Annotated in this window: 20 protein-coding genes and 1 tRNA gene; 9 read left to right on the forward strand and 12 right to left on the reverse strand. The window is 65.0% G+C overall.

What is annotated here, in order from left to right:
• Position 1: 1 nt before the first annotated feature.
• Positions 2-2,083 (reverse strand): type II secretion system F family protein, encoded by a 2,082-nt coding sequence (locus HTZ84_RS12395; protein ID WP_174680965.1) that lies wholly within the window; start codon positions 2,081-2,083, stop codon positions 2-4.
• Entirely contained in the window at positions 2,080-6,126 is a 4,047-nt protein-coding gene (locus HTZ84_RS12400; protein ID WP_174680966.1) for an ATPase, T2SS/T4P/T4SS family, read from the reverse strand. Before HTZ84_RS12400 ends, HTZ84_RS12395 begins: the two co-directional genes overlap by 4 nt.
• A gap of 296 nt (positions 6,127-6,422) precedes the next feature.
• Between HTZ84_RS12400 and HTZ84_RS12405 the strand changes: the two genes are divergently transcribed.
• A complete protein-coding gene (locus tag HTZ84_RS12405; RefSeq protein ID WP_174680967.1) occupies positions 6,423-7,190 on the forward strand; it encodes an SDR family NAD(P)-dependent oxidoreductase in 768 nt (255 codons plus the stop codon).
• Positions 7,191-7,369: 179 nt separating this feature from the next.
• Positions 7,370-8,611, forward strand: coding sequence for an acyl-CoA dehydrogenase family protein (locus tag HTZ84_RS12410; protein ID WP_174680968.1), 1,242 nt, complete (start codon positions 7,370-7,372; stop codon positions 8,609-8,611).
• 173 nt (positions 8,612-8,784) lie between these two features.
• Here the strand turns inward: HTZ84_RS12410 and HTZ84_RS12415 are convergent.
• Both HTZ84_RS12415 and HTZ84_RS12420 read right to left on the reverse strand, forming a co-directional pair.
• Positions 8,785-8,857, reverse strand: a tRNA-Arg gene (locus HTZ84_RS12415).
• A 14-nt stretch (positions 8,858-8,871) separates the two neighbouring features.
• Positions 8,872-9,165: a twin-arginine translocase TatA/TatE family subunit gene (locus HTZ84_RS12420; protein WP_174680969.1), complete on the reverse strand. Its 294-nt coding sequence runs from the start codon at positions 9,163-9,165 to the stop codon at positions 8,872-8,874.
• A 250-nt stretch (positions 9,166-9,415) separates the two neighbouring features.
• Here HTZ84_RS12420 and HTZ84_RS12425 point away from each other — a divergent pair, with 250 nt between their 5' ends.
• Positions 9,416-9,895, forward strand: coding sequence for a redoxin domain-containing protein (locus HTZ84_RS12425; RefSeq protein ID WP_174680970.1), 480 nt, complete (start codon positions 9,416-9,418; stop codon positions 9,893-9,895).
• A 123-nt stretch (positions 9,896-10,018) separates the two neighbouring features.
• A complete protein-coding gene (locus HTZ84_RS12430) occupies positions 10,019-10,834 on the forward strand; it encodes an HD domain-containing protein (RefSeq protein ID WP_174680971.1) in 816 nt (271 codons plus the stop codon).
• Positions 10,835-11,147: 313 nt separating this feature from the next.
• Here HTZ84_RS12430 and HTZ84_RS12435 read toward each other — a convergent pair whose 3' ends face one another.
• Positions 11,148-11,372 carry a MarR family transcriptional regulator gene (locus HTZ84_RS12435; RefSeq protein ID WP_126662960.1) on the reverse strand — a complete coding sequence of 75 codons (225 nt, stop codon included), beginning with the start codon at positions 11,370-11,372 and terminating at the stop codon, positions 11,148-11,150.
• Positions 11,373-11,638: 266 nt separating this feature from the next.
• Between HTZ84_RS12435 and HTZ84_RS12440 the strand changes: the two genes are divergently transcribed.
• Entirely contained in the window at positions 11,639-11,833 is a 195-nt protein-coding gene (locus tag HTZ84_RS12440; protein ID WP_174680972.1) for a XapX domain-containing protein, read from the forward strand.
• Positions 11,834-11,861: 28 nt separating this feature from the next.
• On the opposite strand, the gene HTZ84_RS12445 is transcribed toward HTZ84_RS12440, so the two are convergent.
• From HTZ84_RS12445 to HTZ84_RS12470, 6 genes are all read right to left on the reverse strand, one after another.
• Positions 11,862-12,050: a hypothetical protein gene (locus tag HTZ84_RS12445; RefSeq protein ID WP_174680973.1), complete on the reverse strand. Its 189-nt coding sequence runs from the start codon at positions 12,048-12,050 to the stop codon at positions 11,862-11,864.
• 83 nt (positions 12,051-12,133) lie between these two features.
• Complete coding sequence (locus tag HTZ84_RS12450; protein ID WP_174680974.1) at positions 12,134-13,972, reverse strand: FAD-binding protein; 1,839 nt, start codon at positions 13,970-13,972, stop codon at positions 12,134-12,136.
• Between the two features lie 2 nt (positions 13,973-13,974).
• Positions 13,975-14,856 (reverse strand): succinate dehydrogenase/fumarate reductase iron-sulfur subunit, encoded by an 882-nt coding sequence (locus tag HTZ84_RS12455; RefSeq protein WP_174680975.1) that lies wholly within the window; start codon positions 14,854-14,856, stop codon positions 13,975-13,977.
• Between the two features lies 1 nt (position 14,857).
• A complete protein-coding gene (locus HTZ84_RS12460; protein ID WP_174680976.1) occupies positions 14,858-15,223 on the reverse strand; it encodes a succinate dehydrogenase hydrophobic membrane anchor subunit in 366 nt (121 codons plus the stop codon).
• Positions 15,223-15,618 (reverse strand): succinate dehydrogenase, cytochrome b556 subunit, encoded by a 396-nt coding sequence (gene sdhC, locus HTZ84_RS12465; protein ID WP_008896324.1) that lies wholly within the window; start codon positions 15,616-15,618, stop codon positions 15,223-15,225. The genes HTZ84_RS12460 and sdhC overlap by 1 nt, the downstream gene beginning before the upstream one ends.
• 193 nt (positions 15,619-15,811) lie before the next feature.
• A complete protein-coding gene (locus HTZ84_RS12470; protein WP_174680977.1) occupies positions 15,812-16,912 on the reverse strand; it encodes a succinylglutamate desuccinylase/aspartoacylase family protein in 1,101 nt (366 codons plus the stop codon).
• Positions 16,913-17,085: 173 nt separating this feature from the next.
• Between HTZ84_RS12470 and HTZ84_RS12475 the strand changes: the two genes are divergently transcribed.
• The 4 genes from HTZ84_RS12475 to katG all read left to right on the forward strand — a co-directional run bounded on the left by HTZ84_RS12475 (position 17,086) and on the right by katG (position 23,582).
• A complete protein-coding gene (locus HTZ84_RS12475) occupies positions 17,086-17,835 on the forward strand; it encodes a GNAT family N-acetyltransferase (protein ID WP_174680978.1) in 750 nt (249 codons plus the stop codon).
• Positions 17,836-18,243: 408 nt separating this feature from the next.
• Positions 18,244-19,713, forward strand: a complete 1,470-nt coding sequence (locus HTZ84_RS12480; protein ID WP_174680979.1) for a flippase — start codon at positions 18,244-18,246, stop codon at positions 19,711-19,713.
• 150 nt (positions 19,714-19,863) lie between these two features.
• Positions 19,864-21,240: a RimK family alpha-L-glutamate ligase gene (locus tag HTZ84_RS12485; RefSeq protein ID WP_174680980.1), complete on the forward strand. Its 1,377-nt coding sequence runs from the start codon at positions 19,864-19,866 to the stop codon at positions 21,238-21,240.
• A gap of 203 nt (positions 21,241-21,443) precedes the next feature.
• Positions 21,444-23,582 carry a catalase/peroxidase HPI gene (katG, locus tag HTZ84_RS12490; protein ID WP_174680981.1) on the forward strand — a complete coding sequence of 713 codons (2,139 nt, stop codon included), beginning with the start codon at positions 21,444-21,446 and terminating at the stop codon, positions 23,580-23,582.
• Between the two features lie 94 nt (positions 23,583-23,676).
• Here katG and HTZ84_RS12495 read toward each other — a convergent pair whose 3' ends face one another.
• Positions 23,677-25,056 (reverse strand): hypothetical protein, encoded by a 1,380-nt coding sequence (locus HTZ84_RS12495; RefSeq protein WP_174680982.1) that lies wholly within the window; start codon positions 25,054-25,056, stop codon positions 23,677-23,679.
• Positions 25,057-25,246: the final 190 nt, after the last annotated feature.

Consider the following 25,246-nt stretch of genomic DNA (forward strand, 5'->3'; position numbering starts at 1 on the left):
ATTATGCCACCAGCGTCCAGCCGACGAGTGCGATCGTCGCCAGTATGACGGCGTATTTCAATCCGCTCAAGATGTCCGCATCGCGGATGTAGCCACAGATAATCCCGGAGAGGATCGCCTGCATCGTCACGGCGTGGAAGAACAACACCGACAGCATATCGACGTCGATGTTGTCGCTCAGGTCGGCCTCCCCGAGGCCGCCACCACCGCCGCCGCTGGCCGCGTCGGTACCGCCGCCGGTTGAACTCGAGAGACCGGCCATCGTGTCGATGAACTGCGTCTTGAGGATCGCGATCACCGCGAGGACGGTCATGAACGTCATGATGATGATCACGACCTGCATCCGGGTGCGGGACTTGCGCTCGCGCTCGATATCGTCGTGGTTCTCGCTCGCGCGGGCGGCCGTCCGGAGCACGTCCGAGATCTGATTCGAGGCTTCCTGGGCCTCGGTGATCAGCCGCGTCGTTCGAGCCAGCCGCGGAATGTGGTACTTGTTGTTGAACTCGATGAGCGCCTGCTTCAGGCTGGTCCCGTAGTTGACCTTCGTGTGCATCATCTCGAACTCGCGGGCCAGCTTCCCGCTCGTGGTGTCGGAAACGGCCTTTAGCGACTCGAGCAGCGTCAGTCCGGTATCGTTCGAACTCGAGAGTTTCCGCAAGTCCTCGGAGAGTTGACTGACGACGGAGTTGCGGTATCGAACGTTCCACTCGCGGAAGACGGCGAGCGGGATCGCGATGACGTACAGCGGGACGTAGACGTAGATGAACGTCCCCCAGACGGCGTTCTCGAGGAGGCCGTCCCACGACGTGGGCGCCGAGCCGTTCATCATCGCCGTCGTAACGATCACGAGCGACGCCGGAACCGTCAGCGCGAGCGTGAACAACGGGTTGTCTCGGAAGAACAGGTGGGGCTTCCGCAGGACCTCCATCGTCTCGTAGGTCCCCTCGCGGTTCTTGATCCGGTCGAAAACGCTGTGGTCGCCAGTGAACTTCTCGACCAGCCCGAGATCCAGCAGGCCCTGCCCCCCCTGGCTCTCGAGGCGGTCGTCGGTGTCCCCCATCGAGAGGTAGCCGTCACCCGGCTCGTCCTCTTTGACCGTCGAAACCATGATGAGAAAGCCGACCCCGGTCAGCGGGATCAGTGCGTAGACGGTCATATAGAGCATCGTGTTCGTCACGCTCGCCTGCGGGATCATCTGCATGACGACCATGATGATGATCAGGAGCAACGGGAACAGCGACAGCGTCATGTACATCTCGCCGAACAGCTCGAGCGTCTCGAGGGTCAGTTCCTGCTCCTGTTTGGCGGTCCGCATGTGTTTTTCCTTCTTGTCCTCGAGGAAGCTCTCCATGTCACCGCCGCTGTTGACGATCGAGAGCATGTCGGTCAGGAACTGGGAGAGTTCGTCGCTGGGCGTCTCCAGCGCCTGCTTTCGAATGGCGGTCCGGTAGTCGATGTCGAAGTACTCGGTCTCCTTGACGATGCTCTGGAACTCCTTTGCGACCTCGCCGTAGGTGTCGTCGGCCTGGGCCATCGCCTCGATGATCTCGAGTTGGTTCAGACCGCCGACCGACAGCGCGTACATGAACGAGACGGAATCGGTCAGGAGCATGTTGATCTGGCGCTTGCGGGTCGAGGCACGCGAGTAGGGGATCGCAACCAGCGATCCGAACCCGATCGCGAAGCCGATCGAACCGAAGACGAGCCCGGTGAAGAAGACCAACGCCGGGATGCGGAGCGTGTCGATGATCTGGAGCACCAGATCGCTGCTGACGGGGAAACCGAGGATCTCGTCGACCTGAATGATGCCGGTGGCAAACAGCGTGTAGCCGAGCAGGAGGCCGAGCAGCCACAGCGCCAGGCCGCTGATGAAGCCGATCCCGAGGGCTCGGGAGAGGTAGAGTTCGACCGTGTCGGTCATTCGAGCCTGGGCCAACTTCGTCTCGACGTCGCCGACGAACTCGCTATCGTCGGTGAACAACCAGTCGTAGAGGGGGTAGAACGTCTCGCCGAGCACGTCGGAGCCCCCCGAAATTCCGCCGGAACCGCCACCGCCGCCGTTGCTGTCGGTCTGGAGGCTCATGTGTCGGTATCCTCGGTATCGTCGGCGGGATCGGTTTCGCCGTCCGCCGGTCCGTCGTCCTCGCTCTCGGCCGGTTTGAAGATCGAATCGTCAGTCTCGGCCTGCGCCTGTTCGTCGTCGAACAGCGACCCGTCGTCGCTATCGTCCGTCGCCGACTCCTCGGAGAAGATCGAATCGGACTCGGTCCCGAAGATCGACTCCGATTCGACGCCATCGTCGTCGCCTTCCGCTGGCTCCGTCGGCTCGTCGCGATCCTCGCCGGGCGGATCGGCCGCGGTCGCCGTCGGCTCCTCGTCGGCCGACCGGTCGTCGCCGTCGCCCTCGAGACGCCCGTCGCGTTCGCTTCGGTCGTCCGCCGAGGATGTGGCGTCCGACTCCGACGCGTCGTCGGTCGGTTCGCCGGCCACGATACTGTCGCCGTCCTCGAGAGCGACGCCGTTGCCGCTGCCGTCGTCGACGATACTCGAGGAACCGGCGTCAGCTTCCGGCTCGACAATCTCCTCGGCGTCGTCGTCCGTCGCGGCGGAGTCGTCGGCCGCCCCTCCGAGGTCGATCGTCGGCGTCTCGTCGGCCTCGATACCTTCGTCGGTCGACGCTTCGGAACCGACCGTCGATGTCTCGTCGCCTTCGGCGGGGTCGTCGGCCGAGCCGCCGAGATCGATCGTCGGCGTCTCAGCGGTTTCGTCGGACGGCTCGAGGCCGTCGCCGACCGGCTCGTCGGCGATCGCCGGCTCGAACTGATCGCTGAAGTCGCCGGCCGTCTCCGCGTCGGATTCGGGGTCGAAGATCGACTCGAGATCGTCCTCGGGGAACATCGAATCGAAGCCGGAGGTGTCGGGCTTGGCCGTCGACGCGGCGTCGGCCTCCGTTGGCGGTTCCGGCTGGCCGTCCGCGTCGAGCCGATCGATGGTGTCGTCCATGTCGTCGAACAGCCCGCCGAGATCCGCGTCGCCGGCGTCGTCGGTCGGCATGACGGTGGTCCCAGCCTCGTCGGCGGCCGCCGGCTGCGGGGTCTCGGCCTCCGCGTCCGCGCCGTTCGCGGTCGCCGCCGGCGCGGGCGGGCCGCTGACGCCGCCCGTCTCGTCGTCGATCTCGAATCCGTCGGACGTCTCGTCCGCGGTGTCGGCATCGGGCGACTCGGCCGCGATCCCGTCGCCGCCCGTCCCGGCGGTCGTTCCGTCGCCGACCGTCTCGGCGGCGGCCCCCTCGCCGGCGCTCGAAGCCGCTTCGGCGCTGTCGGCAGCGGCTTCGCCCTCGTCGCCGCCGATATCGAAGCCGGTGTCGTCGCTGAGCCACGCCGGTTCCCCGGCGTCCTCGCCGGCGCCGAACCCGCTCGAGCCGTCGCCGAGCTCCCACTCGTCGTCCTCGACCGAGTCGTCGACGTCGCCGGCGAAGTCGAACTCGTCGGCGTCGGCGCCGTCGACCTCGATCGCGTCCGCCGCCTCGGCTCCTCCGAGGGCGCTGTCCAGTCCGCTCGGCGTTTTGCCGCGGTACTCCTCGAACAGCGACTCCTCGGCGCGTTCCAGGAGGTCCATCGAGGTGTTGTACGTCTCGTCGGTCGCGTCCGGTCGCGGGACGAGTTCCTCTTTCTCCGGATCGACGTCGATCAGGACGCTCTCCATCTCCCGGAGGTCCTCGAGACTGTCCTCGAGCTGGCCGTTCGCGATGAGCGTGAGGATCGTGTCGGGGTCGTTGATGAACGCCTGCACCGTGGCGGCGACCTCCGCGTACGTGTTGAGTCCGTTCTTGATGAGGTAGGCGAGGATGACCTCGCGTTTGAACAGTTCCTCCTCGAGTTTCTCGCGGCTCCAGCCGCGGTCGAACTGGATCTCCTCTAAGGTGTTCGAGTCCCCCATCTTGAGGAACTCGTCGGTCTCGGCCTGCCACTGGTAGACGTCCTGAACGTTGATCTCGTCGTGTTCGGCCTCGTAGTGGTTGATCTCGGTCAGCGACTTGTTCCGGCGGACCTTCCGGCCCTGGACCCGCGTCTGGGTCTGGATCGACACGAGGTCCAGGGCGGTGAACATCGTCTTCGAGACGTTGATCGGATCCGTCGTGAACCGCTTGAGCACCTCGTCGACGGAGTCGGCGTGGAACGTGGTGTAGGTCGTGTGACCCGTCGACATGACCTGGAACAGCGTCCGCCCCTCTTCGCCCCGGATCTCACCCATGACGATGTAGTCGGGTCGCTGGCGAAGCGCGGCCTCCAGCAGGTCGAACTCGTCGACGTCGCCCTGCTCGTCGTCGGCGAAGGACGGTCGGGTGACGCTGGCGATCCAGTTTCGCTGCGGGAGTTCGACCTCCCGGGTGTCCTCGATGGAGACGATCTTGGCGCTCGAGGGGATGAACAGCGAGACCGCGTTCAGCGAGGTCGTCTTCCCGGAGGCGGTACCCCCGGCGAAGATCAGGCTCTTGTGGTTCTCGATACAGAGCCAGAGGAACGCCATCTCGTCGAGCGAGAAGGTGTTCCAGTTGATGAGGTCGATCGGAGTGAACGGGACGTCCTTGAACTGACGGATGGTGTAGTTGGTCCCGTGGTCGGACACCTCCTCTCCCAGCGTCAACTGGGCGCGCGAGCCGTCGGGGAGGGTCGCGTCGACCTGCGGCAGCCGTTTGCTGATCCCCTTTCCGGAGCGCTGGGCGAGTTTGACGACGAAGTCGTCGAGTTCGTCCTCGCCGTGGTAGACGTTCGAGATGATCTGCTCGTACTCCGAGTGGTAGACGAACACCGGCGAGTTGTAGCCGTCGACGGAGATGTCCTCGACGTTGATGTCGTGTTTGATCCCGTCGATGCGCTCGTAGCCGATGAAGTTGCGCTTGAGCAGGTAGAGCAGTTTCTCGACCTGATACTCGCTTAGCGTGTCCGGATCGTCCTCGAGGATCGCCGGCTCGGGCCGAACGGAGAGCCCCTCGAGCGGGTCGGGGCCGTCGTCCTCGCCGTCGCCGTCGCCCTCGTCGTCGTCGAGCAGATTCCGCAGCGTGTCGAGGATGCTCTCCTGGGACCCGCTGGCCGTCTTCTCGAACAGGTCGTAGCGCTTGAGCAGCTGGCGGGTCTCGTCCTCGATAACCGTCCGGCGTCCGTCCTCGGTCGCCTTCTCCTTGATCCCCTCGTCGGAGTACTTGATCGCGGTTCGCAGTTTGCCCGAGAGGAACTCCTGCAACTCGAGTTCGATCTCGTTCAGGTAGGGTTCGATCAGGTAGTACTTCTTCTCGTTTTCCTTCTCGGAGTGGAAGATAACGACGCAGGCGTAGGGCTTGTTCACCCAGTAGCGCTCGACCTCCCGGAAGTGGGTCTTCTTGTCCATCGGGACGGCCTTTTCCAGGTCGTAGCGGTTGGTGACGGTCGTGTTGCCCGCGGCCGTCGAGAAGAACTCGTCCTCGTCGACCTCCTCCTGGACGTTGACGGTTCGTTCCTCGACGAGTTCGTCCAGTTCCATCGCGGCGTCGTCGGCCGCGGACAGGCGCTGTTCCAGCGTGTCCGGATCGAAGCCGAGCGACTCCTCCGTATCGTGGCGGACGATGTCGCCGTCGCTATCCCGCGGCCGGGAGCCGTCGTCCTCGTAGTAGTACTCCCACTTGTAGTGCTCCCAGGTCCAGGTGTCTTTGACGACCGGCGTCGTCTCCGGGTCGGCGTACTCCCGAAAGACGTCCCAGAGTTCCTCGGCGTTGTCGCCGGCGGTCGGTACGACCGTCGAGTCCAGATCGTCGGGGTGATAGCCGAGGTAGGACTCGGGATCGAACTCGACTTGGGTCCAATCCTCGCCAGACGGGACCGTTCGTTCGGGCCCTTCGTCGGTATCTAACCCCAGTTGGTCGTCCGACACCGCCTCTCCGGGATCGTCGGGATACAGAACCGACGCGTCGTCGCCGTACCCGTACTCTTCCATGAACTCCTCCCACGTGTAGTCGCCGACGCGAACGCCCCCGTCCGAGTTCGCGTCGCCGTCCGACCCGCGAGATCGATTCGCCTCCGACGCAGACTCGGACGCCTCACCCTCAGAAAAGTCCCCGGCATCCGACTGGTCGGCCTCGTCAATAGCCATTGACTTCACCCAAACTCTCACCCTTCAAAAAATTCATCCATACATTACCACTTCTGATAATCCCCTGTATACAGTCTCCTTCTCGACGTATCAGTACGTGTCTCCCCGCTATCACAAACCAATTCACGCTACTGTCACTCTCAAATACACTCCCGTTTTCAGATCCATCCTACATATATTGTCGGACGACGTTATCTATTTCTAATGGAAACCCGTCCGCATTTGAAACGAGTGTTGGGCAAAGCGGTCCCGACGGGAGAACAGCTATGGGTTCGGCACCAGTATCGGTCGGGTAAATGAACGACCAGTTCAGTCTCGAGGACCGCGTCGCGGTCGTCACCGGCGGCGGGAGAGGGATCGGCCGCGCGATCGCGATCGAACTCGCCGACGCCGGGGCCGCAGTCGTCCCGTCGGCGCGCTCGAGCGACGAGATCGAGGCGGTCGCCGACGAGATCGAGGCCGCGGGCGGCGACGCGGTCGCCGTCCCCGCGGACGTGACGGATCCCGACGCGGTCGAGGACGTCATCGACCGGGCGGACGACGCCTTCGGCGGGGTCGACGTCGTCGTCAACAACGCCGGATTCAACCCCGACGACGCGCTCGGCCGGCCGGAGGACGTCGAGACCGAGAGCCTCGATCGGGTGCTGGACGTCAACCTGAACGGCGCCTACGAGGTGACCCGCACCGCGGCCGACCGCCTCCTCGAGAGCGACGGCGGGTCAGTGATCAACGTCGCCAGCGTCGGCGGCCTCGTCGGCCTCCCCCGCCAGCACCCCTACGTCGCCTCGAAGCACGGACTGGTTGGCCTCACCAAGAGCATGTCCTTGGACTGGGCCCCCGAGGTGAGAGTCAACGCCGTCGCTCCCGGCTACGTCTCGACGGCCCTGACCGACGACCTCGAGGCCGACGATCGACTCCGGCAGTCGATCATCGACCGCACGCCCCTCGAACGGTTCGCCGACCCCGAGGAAATCGCCGGCCCGGTCGTTTTCCTCGCGAGCGACGCCGCGAGATACGTAACCGGGGCCTGTCTGGCCGTCGACGGCGGCTGGACCGCCCGATAGCGCGCGGCGTTCGTCTGACCGGCCGGGACCTGTTTTCCATCGATAGCCATCTCAGACGGAGTGTCTCTTTTGGATCCGGATTCGAGAGCTACGTTTTCCAACGAAAATACCTTTGGGAGAGTTCCACAGTCACGGTAGTTTCCACCGGCTCCTATCGCCGCGCCGGACCCAGTGGCCGTATGGACTACGCCGACTCCGACCGCGCACAGGAGCTCGCCGACCGCGCCCGCGAGTTGATGGAGGCGGTCGTCCTCCCGGTCGAGCGGGAGCGAGCCGGCGGGATGGCCGTCTCGAGCGGGACGATCGCGGAGCTTCGGGACGCCGCCCGCGAGTACGACATCTACGCGCCCCAGATCGCCGCGGAGTACGGCGGCATGGGCGAACGCTTCCGCGATGTCTTGCCCGTCTTCGAGGAGGCCGGCCGCAGCCTCCTCGGCGCCGCCGCGATGCGCGTCGACGCCCCCGACGAGGGGAACATGCACCTGCTGGAACTGGCGGGCGACGAGCTACAGAAAGAGACCTACCTCGAGCCGCTCGTGGAGGGCGAGATCGCGTCGGGGTTCTCGATGACCGAACCGCCGGACGGAGCCGGCTCGGACCCGAAGATGATCCGGACCACCGCGGAGAGAGACGGCGACGAGTGGGTCATCGACGGCCACAAGTGGTGGACGTCGAACGGCGTCGAGGCCGACGTCCTGATCGTCCTCGCGCGCACCGACCCCGACGCCCATCCCTACGAGGGCTGTTCGCTCTTCCTCGTTCCCGCCGACGCGGACGGCGTCGATATCGTGCGCGACGTTCCCCACATGGGGGGCGGCGCTCGCGGCGCCTCCCACGCCGAAATCGTCTACGAGAACGTTCGCATCCCCGAGGAACACCTTCTCGGCGATCTGAACGAGGGATTTTCCCACGCCCAGGCGCGACTCGGTCCGGCCCGCCTCACCCACTGTATGCGCTTTTCCGGAATGGCCCGGCGAGCCCTCGAGATCGCGAAGGCCTACACCAGCGAGCGCGAGGGATTCGGGTCGGCTCTGTCGGACAAACAGTCGCTGCGCCACCGGATCGCCGACGCCGAGACGCGGCTCTACGTCGCCCGGACCGCGATCCGCGACGCGGCCGACCGGATCGCGGACGGCGACGAAGCCCGCGTGCCCGTCTCGATGTGCAAGGTCTTCACCGCGAACGCCACGCAGGAGGCCGTCGACCTCGCCGTCCAGTGCTGTGGCGCCAACGGCATCGGGAAGGACCTCCCGCTGGCGGACTTCTACGAGGCCGTCCGCAAGTTCCGCATCGTCGACGGCGCCGACGAGGTCCACCGACGGGTCATCGCCCGCGACGCCTTCGCGGACGTGAATCGCGAGGAACTCGAGCCGCTAACCCGATTCGGCGATCCGAACACGCGACGCGGCAACGGCCACTAACCGAGTACGGGCATCGTCCGGGTCTGCTGTCTCGTCGGTCGTAGAGGGATGAAGAGACGGACTCAGTCTCCGGAAATCCGCTCGCTACAGCGACCGACGCGGTGATGGCTGTGCGCGACCGGTCGTTCGAATTCCGCCATGCCGGTTCGCTCGCCACTTCGTGGCTCGCTACACGGGCGTGGCGGGATTCGAACCCACGATCAGAAGGTTAGGAACCTCCTGCCCTCTCCGCTAGGCCACACGCCCTCGAGAAAAAACCGTCAGTTGGTCTCGGTTTCCGTTTCCGTCTCGTCCTCCTCGGTGACGGGCTCGGTGTCGACGAAGTCGTCGTCCTCGTTTTCGATCTCCTCTTCGAAGCCGGATTCGCGCATCTCCTCGAGTTCGGTCTCGACCTTCTCACGCCCCTTCTGGAACTCGCCCATGGCCTCGCCGGTGGACCGAGCCAGTTTCGGGATCTTGTTGGCCCCGAACAACAAGATCGCGACGAAGAGGATGATCAGGAGTTCTGGTGCCCCCGGGGTAGGGACGAACAACGGTGCGGTTTCGATTGCCATCTCTATACGTGGCTTACCCGCTGGCAATTATAACCTTTTTGGACCACTAAGTATAGCAAGTTTCAGCGAAAGTCCAGTTACGCCCCATAAGTCGGCTAAGAACAATAGTCGGGTAGAGGGGAATGTACCCCCGCTAAACAGCAATTAACCGTTCGTCCCCGAACGTCCCGACGCCGGTTCGACCGCCGCCGGACGGACGATTCGTCCGCGAACGAAACTGTCTTTCCCGGTTACCCACAAAGGGAGGACGATGCCAGAAACTGGAGACGCCGCACCCGACTTCACGGCACCGCTCGCAAACGGCGACATCGAGGAGTTCACGCTTTCCGACCGCCTCGAGGACGAGGCGCCGATCGTGCTCGCCTTCTTCCCGGGCGCGTTCACCGGCGTCTGCACCACCGAGATGTGTACGTTCCAGGATCGGCTCGCCGCGTTCAACGACCTCGACGCCAACGTCTACGGCGTCAGCCGCGACTCGCCGTTCACGCTCAACGAGTTCCGCGAGCAGAACGACCTCGAGTTCGGCCTCATCAGCGACTACAACAAGGAGATCATCGACGACTACGGCATCGAGATGGACTTCGCCGACCTGGGCGTCTACGGCGTCGCCAAGCGCTCGGTGTTCGTCGTCGACGACGACGGCGAGGTCGCCTACTCGTGGGTCAGCGACGATCCGGGCGTCGAACCCGACTACGACGAGGTCGAGGCCGCCGTCGAGGAACTGGCCTAAACGACCGTCGATACCGCACCCGACAATAGCGTCCTCCGGCACCGACGCCCCGTCGATCGCCGGTTCGCGACTGGCGGCTCGGTCCGTCGCAGGGCTTTTTTAGCACGCAAGCGATGGTCACTTATGAGCGATTCTATCGGCGACGACACCGCTCGCCGCGTTTACTCCCCCGATGCCGATCACAACTTTCCGGACGCGAAACTGAACCGAGTTCTCGAGTTCATCACTAGCGACGAGGAGATCCAGACCTACCTCGAGGCCCAGAACGTCAACGCCGTCGACCGAATGCGGTACAACGACCACGGCGCGAAACACATCGAAATCGTCCGCAACCGCGCGCTGTGTCTCTACGACCTGCTCAAGGCCGGCGGGGTCGACTTCAACGGCGCTCGCCAGCAGGACCTCGAGGAGGCCGACGAGGCGGTCATCATCGCGCTCGCGGCGACGCTCCACGACGTCGGTCACGTCGTTCACCGCGACCAGCACGCCTACTACTCGATCCCGCTGGCCGCCGACATCCTCGACCGAATCCTCCCCGAGTTCTACGACGTCGCCGAAACCGTCCGCATGAGGGGCGAAGTCCTCCACGCGATCCTCTGTCACCACCGCTCGGAGACGCCGCTGACGACCGAGGCGGGCGTCATCCGCGTCGCCGACGCCCTGGACATGGAACGGGGCCGCTCCCGGATCCCCTACGAACACGGCGGTCGCGGCATCAACACCCTCTCGAGCCAGGCGATCAGCCGCGTCTCCCTTCAGGAGGGCGAGGACAGCCCCGTCATGGTCGAGATCGCCATGACCAACGCCGCCGGCGTCTACCAGGTCGACAACCTGCTCAAGGCGAAACTCGAGGGCTCGGGCCTCGAGGAGGAGATCCGCATCGTCGCCGTCAACACGAACGAGAACCGCGACCAGTTAGTCGAGCGGATCGAGCTCTAAGAAACAACCTTTTGCTCTGCGTGCGGTCGCTGCGCGACCGCACTCGGCAAAATCTCGAGAGAGCTTTGCTCTCTCGGACCTCGCGGGAGCTTCGCTCCCGCTTAGCGTTGATGAAAAGCACTCCTCCCTCCGTTCCCTCACTCCTTGCAGTCGTTCGTTCACATCGGTCGTCGGCCCGCTCGCGCCCTCCGGGCGCTCGCGGTAATCGACCGTGCAACCGTCTGCCCTCCCCCGAGTCGCGGGGTCGCCGTCATTTCGGCGACCCCGCTCCCGGCCAGTTCGCTGAGTTAGAGAGAGTGAGAAATCCGCGTCTTTAGGCCAGTTTGAAGCCGGAGTCGGTCCGCTCGAGGTGGCCGCGGTCTCGAAGGGTGCTGGTGATCGAGAGGACCGTTCCCTTCTTGACGCAGAGATCGTCGCAGAGGCGTTCGGCCGTCGCGGTGCCGCTCGCGGCGACGTAGAGGTAGACCAGTTTCGCCTGTGCAGAATCCAGACTCGTCGGTATCGAAACGTCGATCCCCTGTGGTGACTGTGACGCCATACGCCAGAGTCTGTATTTCGACGATAATAAATCTCGTCTACAACGATCGTCGAAATACAGCGGGCGATGCGGAGACGGTCGGCAGTTCGACGGACCGGAATACGGATGGAGACGGACTGAGGGGCCCCGATATCGACCGCTCTCGAGATGAGACGATCGACGTGACCGAGATCGCGCGTGTGGACTGCCAGCACACGGCTCTGATCGGCGGAACGCGGGGAGCTAGACGCATCGCTTTTGTAGATACCGGAGCAAACCAACACGAAATGTCGACCCAGCTCGCCGTTCTCGCCCTGCTAACCGGAGCGGTCACCGGTGCGCTCTTTCGCCTCCTCAACGTTCCGATCCCCGCGCCGCCGGAGCTCCCCGGGATCATGGGGATCGTCGGTATCTACGTCGGCTACAAAGTGATCGACCACTTCGGCGTCGGCATCGATCTCCTCGAGACGCTGAGTCTGTGAGTCCCGTCCGGGACGATCCTCGGGCCGCTCAGGTGTTTTGGCCGAACGTCTCTAGCTGGGAGAGCAGCCACGTAATGCAGATGATACCGGCGAAGATGCAGTAACCGGCGACGGGAATGTACAGAATCAGGGGTATCGAGTCGCGCAACAGGTAGCCACTGGTCACGAGCACCGGCAGGAGAATCAGATTCAGACGGACGAACCGTTCGAGACCCATCTAGGTACACCAAACGGGAGCGGACATATAGCAGTATTGCTGTGCCGCGGCGGGCGACGACGGCCGAAATCGCAGCGAACGCGTTAGTAGCTGCGCTCTTTCGGCTCGTAGGTCTTGTCCTGGCCCTCGAGGATGACCGGCCGGTAGAAGATGTCCGGCTGGCCGTCGTTCCAGGAGATCAGCGTGTGCTTGAGCCACTCGTCGTCCTTGCGCTCCTGATGTTCCTTGCGCCAGTGGGCGCCGCGGAACTCGTCGCGGACGAGCGCGCCGAGCGCGATGGTCTCGGCGACGTCGATCAGGTTGCGCGTCTCGATGGTCTGCTGGAGGTCGGTGTTGAACGTCCGCGAGGGGTCGTCGACGTAGACGTTCTGGTACTCCTCGCGGCACTCGCGGATGATCCGCAGCGCCTTCTTGACGCCCTCTTCCGTCCGGAAGACGTTCACGTAATCCGTCATCGCGTTCTGGAGTTTCTGACGGATCTCCGCGTGCTGGACGCCGTCGTCGCGGTCCATAAGAGTGTCTACGCGCGTGCGGGCCTGTTCGACCTTGCGCTCGACGATCCCCTCGGCGTCGGTTGCGACGCCGCCGTCGGCCGCGACACCGCTCGAGGTATCGAGGCCGGCGTCGCCAGGCTGGACGGGCAGTTCGGTCTCGGTCTCGTCCTCGACGTCGTCGCCGTAACCCGTCTTGATCTGGGGCTCGCCCAGGTCCTCGCCGGCGGCGTGGCGACCTGCGCGCTTGCCGAAGACGATCAGTTCCGGCAGGGCGTTGCCGCCCAGGCGGTTCCCGCCGTGGACGGAGACGCAGGCGCACTCGCCGGCCGCGTAGAGGCCGTCGACGCAGGTCTGGCCGTTCTCGTCGACCTCGATGCCGCCCATCGCGTAGTGCTGGCCGGGCTTGACCGGCATCGGCTCGACGAGGCCGTCGACGCCCTCGAAGTCCTCCGCGAGGTGGAGGATGTTCTCGAGGCGGTCCATGATGCGTTCCTCGCCCAGGTGGCGCATGTCGAGGTGGACGTACTCGTCGTCGACGCCCCGGCCCTCGTTGACCTCGGTCAGTTCGGCGCGGGCGACGACGTCCCGGGAGGCGAGCTCCCCGGAGTTGTTCGCGTAGCCGTACTCGAACATGAACCGCTCTCCGTTCGCGTTGTAGAGGATACCCCCTTCGCCGCGGACACCCTCACTGATGAGGACGCCCGTCGAAGGCAGCGAGGTCGGGTGGAACTGGATGAACTCCATGTCCTCGAGCGGCGCGCCGGCGCGGTAGGCCATCGCGTGGCCGTCGCCGGTACAGGAGACGGCGTTGGTGGTGTGATCGAAGGCCTGTCCGGGGCCGCCGGTCGCGAGGACGACGCCGTCGTTGGCCTTGAAGCCCTCGACGTTGCCGGACTGGACGTCGTAGGCGACGACGCCGTGACAGCTTCGGTCGTTGGGGTCGTCCTCGTCGGAGGTGGCCAGCTCCATGACGTACCACTCGTCGTAGACCTGGATCCCCCGCTTGACGACCTGCTCGTACATCGTGTGCAGCAGGTGGTGGCCCGTCTCCGCGCCCGCGTACGTGGTGCGGGGGTAGGAGAGGCCGCCGAACGGTCGCTGGGAGACGCGTCCGTCCTCCTCGCGGGAGAACGGCATCCCCCAGTGTTCGAGGCGCATCGTGTCCTCGGGGGCGTCCTGGGCGAGGGTCTCGACCGCGGGGGCGTCCCCGAGGTAGTCAGACCCCTTCATCGTGTCGTAGGCGTGGAGTTCCCAGTCGTCGCCCTCCTGGAGCGCGGCGTTGATGCCACCCTCGGCCGCGCCGGTGTGGCTGCGGACCGGGTGGAGTTTCGAGACGATCGCCACGTCCGATCCCGCCTCGTGCGCTGCGATCGCTGCCCGGAGGCCGGCACCGCCGGCGCCGACCACGATTACGTCGTGTTCGTACATGGTTACCAGAACTTCAGGTTCTTCTTGACTGCTTCCCGCTTGAGCTCCTGAATGTGCTCGGTGAGCGGAATATCCTTCGGACACACCTCGGTACAGGAGAACTGGGTCTGGCACCGCCAGACGCCGTGTTCCTGCTCGAGAATGCGGAGTCGGTGCTCCTTGATCTCCTCGCCCTCGCGGTCGTCCATCGCGAACTTGTAGGCCTTGTTGATCGCCGCCGGGCCGAGGTAGTCGTTGTCGCCGGCCGCGATGTTACAGCTGGACATACAGGCGCCACACCAGATACACCGCGAGGACATCTTGATCTTCTCGCGGTTCTCGGGGCTCTGGCGCTGCTCCTCTAGGTCGGCCGGATCCGGCGTGTCCTCGTCCTGGAAGTACGGCTCGACGGTGTGCATCTGGTCGTAGAAGTGGTCCATGTCGACGACCAGGTCCTTGACGACCTCCTGGTGGGGCAGCGGCTCGATGCGGATCGGCTGTTCCAGATCCGCGATCTGGGTCTTACAACCCAGTCGCTGCTTGCCGTTGACGAAGAAGGCGTCGGAGCCGCAGACGGCCTGCCGACAGGAGTGTCGGAAGGTCAGCGACGAGTCGTAGGTGTCCCGCGCGTACATGACCGCGTCGAGGACGGTCATCCCCTTCTCGAAGGGGACGTGGAAGTCGTCGAACCGCGGTTCCTGTTTGCCCTCGACCTCGGGGTCGTAGCGGAACACCTTGATGTGTACCGTCTCGCCCTCGAGTTCGTCCTCCGGCGTCGTCTGCTGGTCGATGTCGCCGCCCTGCTTTTCCTTCTCGTCGACGGGCGACTCGGCCCCTCGCATTTCGGGGTCTTCCGGTGCCTCTTGGCTCTGCGGTTCCTCCGGTTGTTGTTGTTGTGTACTCATATTAGGTCCACCCGGCCATAGTGGTTGCAACGTAGGTTCCCTGCGCGATGAGTGCAAGGCTCGCGATAACAAGCACTGCAAGCACGACTTTCTTCTGCGTTCCGTCGAGGCCCTGGTTGATCAGTGCGTTGTAGACGCCGTTGACGCCGTGGAAGGTGCCCGCGATCAGGAACAACACCATGGTCAGGAAGTAGCCGACGTTCTCCATGCGGGCCTGGGTCCCGGCGAACTCGATCTCCGCGGCGTGGTTGACGAAGTGCAGGAGGAAGAAGTGGAAGGCGAGTACCACGACGAGAAATGCCGCCGTGATTCGCTGGAGCAGCCACGCGGTGCCGCCCGGCGCGAAAGAGGAGTATCGTTCCGCCATTAGAGGGTCACCCCGTCGAGGAAGGTCGGCACGCTCGCGACGGTGATGATCGCCGTCAACACCAGCGAGGCGTAGAAACTCTTGTCCTGGGCCTCCAGACCGACGCCGAGGTCGACCATCAGCAGGCGAAGCCCGTTCAGGATGTGAAAGACTGCGACGGCGAGCAGTCCGACCTCGAGCACTCGAACGATAAACAGTGACTCGAGTCCGCCGATCGTGTTCGTATACGCCTCCGGGCCGGTTAGCGAACTACTCAACACGGCGATGTGGGTAAACAGGTAGCCGATCAGCATCCACCCGGTGAACTTGTGGAAGATCCACGCCCACATGCCCGCCGAGAACTCCTTCCAGCGACCGAAGTCCTCGATGAGACCGCGATTGTAAGACTGACTCATGCGCTCATGTGGACCGTTAGACCGCGGGGGTATAGAAGTTACTTTTATCTCTCTCACCAAACCTTCCCTGCAGATATTATTTAGAAGAAATGAATTTGCACCGGTCACAAACCGCGAATTCGTTCGGGACGCGAGCGATCGCGTGCCCGTTTGGCACAGACCGGCGTCGGCCATCGTCGATCGGGGGCGCGGATTACGCGTCGTCCGGACCGGCCGGGCGGAGTTCCGACCGCGAGCTCGCCGTGGTCCGCTCGCGCTCTAAGGCCGTCCGCGTGTCCGGCGACAGCCCGACCAAGTGACACAGCGGGTTGCCGGGGTAGACCACGGGGTTCTCGAGAACGCCGACGATTAGCCCCGTGAACGGCGCCTCGACGGTGACGATGTCGTCTTCCTCCTTGAACGGGTTGGTGATCGTACAGATCACCTCGCCCTCGCGGACGAACTCGCCGCGGCCGCGTTTCATGTCGACGATGCCGCCGGCGTCGGCGCGGATCCAGGTCTTCTCGTTGTCGTCGTCGATGACGGTCCGCCAGCCGGGCCAGTGGACCGACGAGTCGGGGTGGCAGCCGAACTCGGCGAGGACGCTCGCGACGCCGGTCAGCGCGCGGTCGATCAGCCGGCGCTGGAACCGGTGGGCTTCGCCCATCTCGACGGTGATCGTCGGGATGCCGGCCAGGGTCGCTTCGCGGCGCAGCGTCCCCGAGGGACCCTCGCCGGCGATGATGACGTTCGAACTGAACGCCTTCGCGAGTCGGTCGACCGTCGGCTCCTCCATGTTGGCCCGCACGTGGAGCATGTTCGTCCGCCCCCGCGTCGACGTGTGAAAGTCGATGCCGAGGTCGCAGGGCTCGATGAAGTTCGTGAAAATCTGGTAGGCCATCCGCCGGGCGCTCGTCGAGCCCTCGCGACCGGGAAACGACCGGTTCAGGTCCCGGTCGTAGATCGGGAGGTACCGCTCCTGAGCGAGAAAACCGGGGACGTTCATCACGGGCAGACAGATGAGCGTCCCGTGGAGTTCCGAGTGGTCCCAGTCGTGGGCCACCTCGCGGACCACCTCGATGCCGTTGAGTTCGTCCCCGTGGGCGGCCGCGGAGAGAAACACCGTCGGCCCGGGGCGTTCGCCGTTGACGACCGTGACCGGGATCCTGACGGGATCGCCGAGATACGTCTCGCTGATTCCGTACCGGATGTTGGCCGACTCGCCGGGATCGACCCGGCCGCCGTTGTACGTGAACGGCTCGGCCGTGCGGTCGGACGGACCGTCGTCGGGCGGTTCGTCCGTAACGTCGCTCATAACGATGGCTCGGCGGGTGGCAATGTGAATCTTCCCCTCGAGACCGGACGTAACGGTGCCGGAAACCGCCGGTGTAGATTTTACGTCGAGACGGCTCGTTCCGCTGAACTGAAGACGGGGAAAATCTCTCCCCGTGGGCATACGTTTTGTATGAAGACATGGTAGCATCGGGCATGGAGATTCGCGAAGCGACAGCCGACGATATCGACGCGATCCGATCGATCGCCCAGCGCTCGCTCGAGTCGACCTACACCGAGTTCCTCGACGAGGACACCGTCGCCGACGCGATCGAGCAGTGGTACGGCGACTCTTTCGACGACGCGCTCGAGGACGATCACTCGCTGATCCTCGTCGTCGAAGACGACGGCGACGTCGTCGGCTTCTCGCAGAACGACCTGATCGGCCAGCGCTACGACACCGGACGGATCCTCTGGCTTCACATCGATCCCGATCACCGCGGCGGCGGCACGGGCGTTCGGCTGCTCGTCCGCACCCGCGAGCGGTTGCTCGACGAAGGCGCCGACCACGTCCAGGGGCTCGTCCTCGAGGACAACGAGGGCGGCAACGAGTTCTACGCCGACAACGGCTTCGAACGGGCCGGCCAGCGGGAGGTCGAGATCGGCGACGAGACGTTCACGGAGAACGTCTACGCCGAAGACGAGATCGGTGAGGAGGGGTGGGGCGCCGTCGACGAACTCGAGACCGACGGCGAGACTATCTACGTGAGCTACGGGGAAGCCGCTCGCGGCGCCAAGGCGCCGTTCTACAGCGCCTACAAGAGCGAGGGTCGACAGGACCTGTACGGCTGGTTCTGTGGTAACTGCGACTCGCTCGAGAACACCATGGACACGATGGGCCGGATCGAGTGTAACAACTGCGGGAATCGCCGAAAGGCGACCCGCTGGGACGCGTCGTACCTCTAGGGACCGTTACGGCGGTCGCGGTGGGCCGTCAGGTCCGTTCCCTCGAACTGATCGGATCGTTTTCCGTCGCGGCGGCGACCGTATTCTGAACGATACCGTTCAGCGGGCAGTTCTTTCGTTGATTCCGACATCCGCTCGTCAAACCGGTTGTTTATTACACAATACGGTGTCCCTACGGGACGAGACGGGCGAACGGGCGTCCGAAGCGCCCGATTCTTGCGTCCTGAACCGGCCGATTCAGTCACGGGACCGACGACGTAAGACGCCGTTTCAGCGGCGGTACCGGGACGTTACACCTGTTGTCCCCGCATTACAATTGCCGACTCAGTCGTCGGCGTAGAGACGACGGGTTCCCACGGTCGAGCGGCTGATCGACCGCGCGCAACCGAATACTCCCTCCCCTAGCATATGAGTCGAGAGGACCACATCGTCCGCGGGTTCAAGGCAACGCTGCTCGCTCGAGCGATCTACATGCTCTCGAGCGCGCTGTTGATGTTCGTACTGGCGCGCTATCTCCTCGATCCCGACGGCTACGGGACGTTGTACTGGGTGATCGGGATACTGGCGATGGTCCGGCTGGTCGCGGATCTCGGGATCGGCAAATCCGCTGCGCGATACCTCTCGGAGTACCGTGAGGACGATCCGAGCCAGATTCCGCACCTGCTCAGATCGACGATCACGTTCAAGATCGTCGTCATGGCGCTGGTCGGCTACCTCCTCTTGGTGTTCCACGAGCAGCTCGCGGCCGCGCTGGGTCGGCCGGACGCCGCGCCGTTTCTCGCGGCCGGCGTGCTCTACGTCGCCGTCTTCTCCTTTAGCACGTTCACGGAGGTCGCCTTCCAGGGGTTCAACCACCTCCCGTACAGCGCCGCCGTCAGGGCGATCAGCGGCTTCTCTCGACTGGTCTTCGCCGTCGGCTTCGCGCTCATGGGACTGGGGGCGCTGGGCGCGTTCTTCGGCTACGTCGTCGGCTACGCGCTGTCGGCCGCGGTCGGGCTCGCGGTCCTTTACTACGCCTTCTACGCGCGGTACGACGCCGCGGAGACCCACGAAGAGGGGCTGACGCGACGGATGATCGAGTACAGCGTGCCGCTGACCGCGACGCGAAGCGCCAACGTCATCGACAAACAGGTCGACACCGTGCTCGTCGGCGTCATCCTGACGCCGACCGCGGTCGCGTTCTACACGCTCGGCAAGCAGATCACCGACTTCGTGCTCGCGCCCGCCGAATCGCTCGGCTTCACGATCTCGCCGAACTTCGGCGAACAGAAGGCCTCGGACCAACTCGAGCAGGCCAGGCAGATCTACGAGACGGCGCTGACGAACACGATGATGGTGTACATCCCCGCGGCAGCCGGGCTCGTGATCGTCGCCGATCCGTTCATCCCGATGGTCATCGGCGCCGAGTACGCGGGTGCGGTGCCGGTCCTGCAGGTCCTGGCCGCGTTCATCATCCTGCAGGCGATCACGAACCTGACCAGCGACAGCTTAGATTACCTCGGGCGTGCGCGCCACCGAGCGATGGCGAAAGGGGGGACGGCCGTCGCCAACTTCCTGTTGAACCTCGTTCTCATCCCGACGATCGGCGTCGTCGGCGCGGCTATCGCGACCGTCGCGACGCATTCGGTGTACGTGGCGGTGAACCTCTACATCGTCCACTTGGAACTCGATCTCCGGCTCAAACGACTCGCCCGGTCGATCGGCGTCATCTGCGTGATCACCGGGATCATGGCCGGCGCCGTGTTGCTCGTGACGCCGCTGGTCTCGAGTCTCGCGATGTTGGCGGGCGCGATCGCGCTGGGTGCGATCACGTGGGCCGTCCTCGTCGTCGCGAGCGGACTGGTCGATCCCAACGAGGTCCGGGCGGCGATCACGTGACGGCGCGGCGATCGCTCGTCCGGACCGCACGCCGATCGCGCGCCCGGCCCTCGGCCGGCATGAGTCCGCCAATCCGCGAGCGACGACCGGACGCCGGCGGTGACTGCTGCTGACAGTACCCTTTTCCCACCCGTCGTCGTGTGTTCGGGTATGGCTGTTTCCGATCCTGTCACTGTCGGGGTACTGAGTCTACATACGAGCAAGGAAACGAAAGCGATTCTCAACGCCGTCGAGGAGTTGGGCCACGACACCGAGTGGCTGCGGTCGGAGAACACGTCCATCAGCGTCACCGACGGCAGCGTCGTCCTCGAGCCGGACGTCGACGTCATCGCGAACCGGATGCTGCTGTCGAACACCGAACAGCCCGCCGAGGAACTCGGGCTGGCGAACACGTTCGCGCAACTGGTGCCGACGCTCAACGAGCCGTCGACGGTGTTGACGGCGATCCACAAGCTCTCGACGGCGACGACCCTCGCGGCCAACGACGTCCGAACCCCCGACGTCACCCTCGCGCTCAGCGGCGATCAGCTCAACGCGGCACGGGATCGGTACGGCGAAGAAGCGGTCTACAAGACGGCGATCGGTACCCACGGCGGCGGGACGTGGAAGGTCGGCCCCAACGATCCGATCAACGCGAAGGTCGGCAACCGCTACGCCTTCCTGCAGGAACTCATCGACCGCGAGGACGTCCGCCACCGCGACGTCCGCGTCTACGTCGTCGGCGGCGAGATCATCAGCGCGATGTACCGCTACGCGCCGGACAACGACTGGCGGACCAACGTCGCGCTCGGCGGCAGCGTCGAGGACGCGACCGACGACCTCCCCGAGGAGGCCCGCGACATGGCCCGCCGCGCGGCCGACGCCATCGGCCTCGACTACGCCGGCGTCGATCTCGTCGAGGGCGACGAGGGCTGGTTCGTCCTCGAGGTCAACCCGACGGCCGGATTCAAGGGCCTCTACGAGGCGACCCAGGTCAGTCCGGCCCCCTATATCGCGAAGTTGGCGATCGAACGCGCCGGCGGCGAGGTCGACGAGGACCGCGTCAGCGACATCTCGAACGTCCTCGACGACTCCCGACCGACGGCCCAGCCCGTCGAGACGTCGTCGCCGGACACGGAACCGAGCGTGATCGGCTACACCGAGGAGATCGTGCTCTCGGGGACCAGCGGCTCGAAGACCGTCCTCGCGAAGTCCGACACGGGCGCGACGCGGACGAGCATCGACACCGCCCTCGCCGCCGACATCGGCGCCGGGCCGATCAAGTCCATCACCCGCATCCGATCGGGCAGCAGCAAACAGTCCAAGAGCCGCCCCGTCGTCGACGTCGTCGTCGGCGTCGGCGGCACCCAGCACACCGTCACCGCCAGCGTCGAGGACCGCAGCCACATGGACTACCCCGTCATCCTCGGCCGGGACATCCTCGGGAACTACCAGGTCGACGTCGGCCGTCGCGCGGACCGGGACGCGCCGGACACGCCCGAAGAGGAGGAAGAAGAAGCGGAAGTCGACGAAGCGACGGACGCGTAACGGAAACGCTCGAGCGGCGGCCGATAGCGGTATTAACGAGGTTTGTTTTCAGTATCGGAAATAATATGGGGCGAATCGTGAATCGGAAGTCGCGATCGGTACATATATTATTCCCTGATCCCATCTTCCCTTTGTAGAGAAATCATGGCAGACGAGCATCCGGAACGCGGCGGTAACGGCGATATCGCTGAGGTGACCCGAGCATGACTGAGTACGAGCGCAATCGCAACCACGAGTGGTGGCCGAACAAGCTGAATCTGGAGGTCCTCGACCAGAACGCCGAGGACGTCGGCCCGTACGACGACGACTTCGATTACGCCGAGGAGTTCCAGAAGCTCGACCTCGAGGAGGTGAAGGCGGACCTCAAGGACCTGATGACGACGTCCCAGGACTGGTGGCCGGCCGACTACGGCCACTACGGGCCGCTGTTCATCCGCATGGCGTGGCACAGCGCCGGCACGTACCGCACCACCGACGGTCGCGGCGGCGCCTCGGGCGGGAACCAGCGCTTCGCGCCGCTCAACAGCTGGCCCGACAACGTCAGCCTCGACAAGGCGCGCCGGCTGCTCGAGCCGATCAAGCAGAAGTACGGCCGCAAGCTCTCGTGGGGCGACCTGATCGTCCTGGCCGGGAACACGGCCCTCGAGTCGATGGGCATGCAGACGCTCGGCTGGGCCGGCGGCCGCGAGGACGAGTTCGAGCCCGACGAGGCCGTCTACTGGGGCCCCGAGGACGAGTGGGAAGCCCCGCAGCACGACCGCGTCGACGAGGAGGGCGAGCTCGACGAACCGCTCGGCGCCACCGTGATGGGGCTCATCTACGTCGACCCCGAGGGGCCGAATGGCAACCCTGAGCCGCTGAAATCGGCCGATCGGATCCGTCAGGCGTTCGGTCGGATGGCGATGAGCGACGAGGAGACGGCCGCCCTCATCGCCGGCGGACACACGTTCGGCAAGGCTCACGGCGCCACCGACGACGACATCGGCGCCGAGCCCGAAGCGGCGCCGATCGAAAACCAGGGCCTCGGCTGGGCCGATTCCGGCACGGGCTCCGAGACGACCACCAGCGGCATCGAGGGCGCCTGGAACGCCTGGCCGACGATGTGGGACACCTCCTACCTCGACAACCTGCTCGACTACGAGTGGGAGCTGACCGAGAGCCCCGCCGGCGCCAAGCAGTGGCAGCCGGTCGAGGAGGAGGCCTACGACACCGTCCCGGACGCCCACGACCCGTCCGAGAAGCACGCCCCGATGATGATGACGACGGACGTCGCGCTCAAGCGCGATCCGGAGTTCCGGGAGATCATCGAGAACTTCCGCGACAACCCACCGGAGTTCCTCGACGCCTTCGCGCGAGCCTGGTACAAACTGATCCACCGCGACATGGGCCCGCCGGAGCGGTTCCTCGGTCCCGACGTGCCCGAGGAAACCTTCGTCTGGCAGGACCCCGTCCCGGACGCCGACTACGAACTGATCGGCGACGAGGAAGCCGCGGAGCTCAAGGACGAACTCCTCGAGACGGAACTCTCCGTCTCGCAGCTGGCCAAGACCGCCTGGGCGGCGGCCTCGACCTACCGCGACAGCGACAAGCGCGGCGGCGCCAACGGCGCCCGCATCCGCCTCGAGCCCCAGCGTAGCTGGGAGGTCAACGAGCCGGCCGAACTCGAGACGGTCCTCGAGACCCTCGAGGAAGTCCAGGAGGACTTCAACGGCTCGCGCTCCGACGACGTGCGCGTCTCGCTGGCCGACCTGATCGTGCTGGGCGGCTACGCGGCCGTCGAGCAGGCCGCAGCTGACGCCGGCTACGACGTCGAGATTCCGTTCGAGCCCGGCCGCACCGACGCCTCCCAGGAGATGACCGACGAGGAGTCCTTCGAGGCGCTCAAGCCGAAGATCGACGGGTTCCGCAACTACTTCGGCGGCGACTACAACGAGCCGCCGGAGGACCTGCTGGTCGACCACGCCGACCTGCTCGACCTGACGGCCTCGGAGATGACCGTCCTGGTCGGCGGCATGCGAGCGCTGGACGCGAACTACCAGGACTCCGATCTCGGCGTCTTCACCGACGAGCCGGAGACCCTGTCCAACGACTTCTTCGTCAACCTGCTCTCGATGGACTACGAGTGGGAGCAGGCCTCCGAGGGCGAGGAAGTCTACGAACTGATCGACCGCGAGACCGGCGAGGTCGAGTGGAGGGGCTCGCGCGTCGACCTCCTCTTCGGCTCGAACTCCCGACTTCGCGCCATCGCGGACGTCTACGCGGCCGAGGAAGAGAAGTTCGTCGAGGACTTCGTCGACGCGTGGCGGAAAGTGATGACCAACGACCGCTTCGACCTCGAGTAGGGACTCGAATCGGAGCCGCTACGTCTTTTCGTCTCTGTGACGCACCGTCGCGGCGCGTCGCGCCGAACGCGTGTCGATATCGCGTCGACCCCGACTACTCGACGTCCGCGCGTTCCTCGTCGGTGCGGTGCTGGACGATCACTTCGCGGTCGGTGATCTCGTTGATCTCCGACGCTTCGATGGGGTAGTCCTCGTCGTCGTGACCGCCCCAGTTCATCCGCGCCTTGAGCCGATCCGTCAGTCCCGGCTCGGGATCGACGTAGGCGGTCTGGCCCTCGACTTCCGCGACGATACCGATCTGTTCGCCCGTCTCGTCGACGACGTCTTTTCCTTGATCGTCTTCGGAGAGCTCGACCCGGCCCATGTCGCCCGTGTCGGCGGACGAGCCGCCGGTTCCGGACTCGACCTCGACGTCCGGAGTGGGGTCGCCGGCCCCTTCCTCGCCGGTTCCGGCTCCGCCGCCGGCGCCGGCGCCCATCCCGGCACCGGTGCCCGTACCGGCCTCATCGGCTTCGTCCGACGTCTCGATCGCACCGTACTCCTCGACGTCGATGATCTCGCCCTCGATGACGTCGCTGCCGATCACTTCCGACTCGAGCAGGTCGGTCTCTTCTAGGGTGAAGAGCATGCGCGTCCGCTCGTCGATCTGTTCTTCGACCGTGCGCCGCTCGAGCAGTTCGCTCCGGACGGTGTCACCTTCGCCGCGCTTGCTCCGGATGACCTCCCGGTCGATGACGTCGTCGGCGGTCGCGTCGGTGCGGACGACGTCGCTCTCGAGGATCGACCGCTGGACGCTCTCGAGTTCGACCCCGGTCTCGATCTCGTCGCGCTCGATTTCGTCGTGCCGGTCGATGTCGACGTCGACGACCCGGCTCTCGATCGTGTAGCGTTCGATCTCCTCGACCGTGTCGAGGCGGCTCTCCTCGGTGACGACCTCGATCTCGTCGGCGGTGACGAACTCGGTGTCGACGATCTCCCGGCTCAGCAGCTCCGAGTCGACGACGTGGCGCTCGGCGATCTCGGTGTCGACGACCTCGCTCTCGATCGTGTCCCGTTCGACGACTTCCGTCTCGACGACCTGCGTTTCGACGATTTCGGTCGTGACCGTCTCGCCCTCGCGAAGCTGGTCCTCGAGTTCGTCGCGACCGAGGTCGGCGCGTTCGAACGCCCGTTCGCGTTCGACGAGTTCGAAGTGGCCCAGCCCCTCCTCCGTGGGCTCGTCCTCGTGGTAGACGAACACCAGATCCTCGTCTCGGAACGTCTCGATGAACTCGTCCCACGTGTACTCCTCGTGGTCCGCTCCGAGGTCGTCCCGACGGGCGAAGGAGTGACCGTGTCCCTCGCTGTCGCGGATCGTTACGGGGACCGCGTCGCGCGCCTCCGCCCACTCCCTGATGCGCTCGGGATCGGTGGTCATTCGCCGCTGTGCTGAGTCGCCTGTCGACGGTTCGTCCGCGGGCATATCGTTTGCCATACGTCCGTTCCCGGTCGAATCACACTTGAGTCAGCGGGGCCTTCTCATCGGTCAGTATCTCGTTTCCCGAGACCCCTGCGCGGGCATGAATTATCGGGCTCGTAATCGCCGGTTAGTCGTCGCGTCGGGTCGATCCCACCGTCCGGGGCGCAGATAGGAGCGTATTACCGCGTTCGGTCGGCTCGCGAGG

The sequence above is a fragment of the Haloterrigena gelatinilytica genome (genome assembly GCF_013342145.1).
Classification (GTDB): Archaea; Halobacteriota; Halobacteria; order Halobacteriales; family Natrialbaceae; genus Haloterrigena; species Haloterrigena gelatinilytica.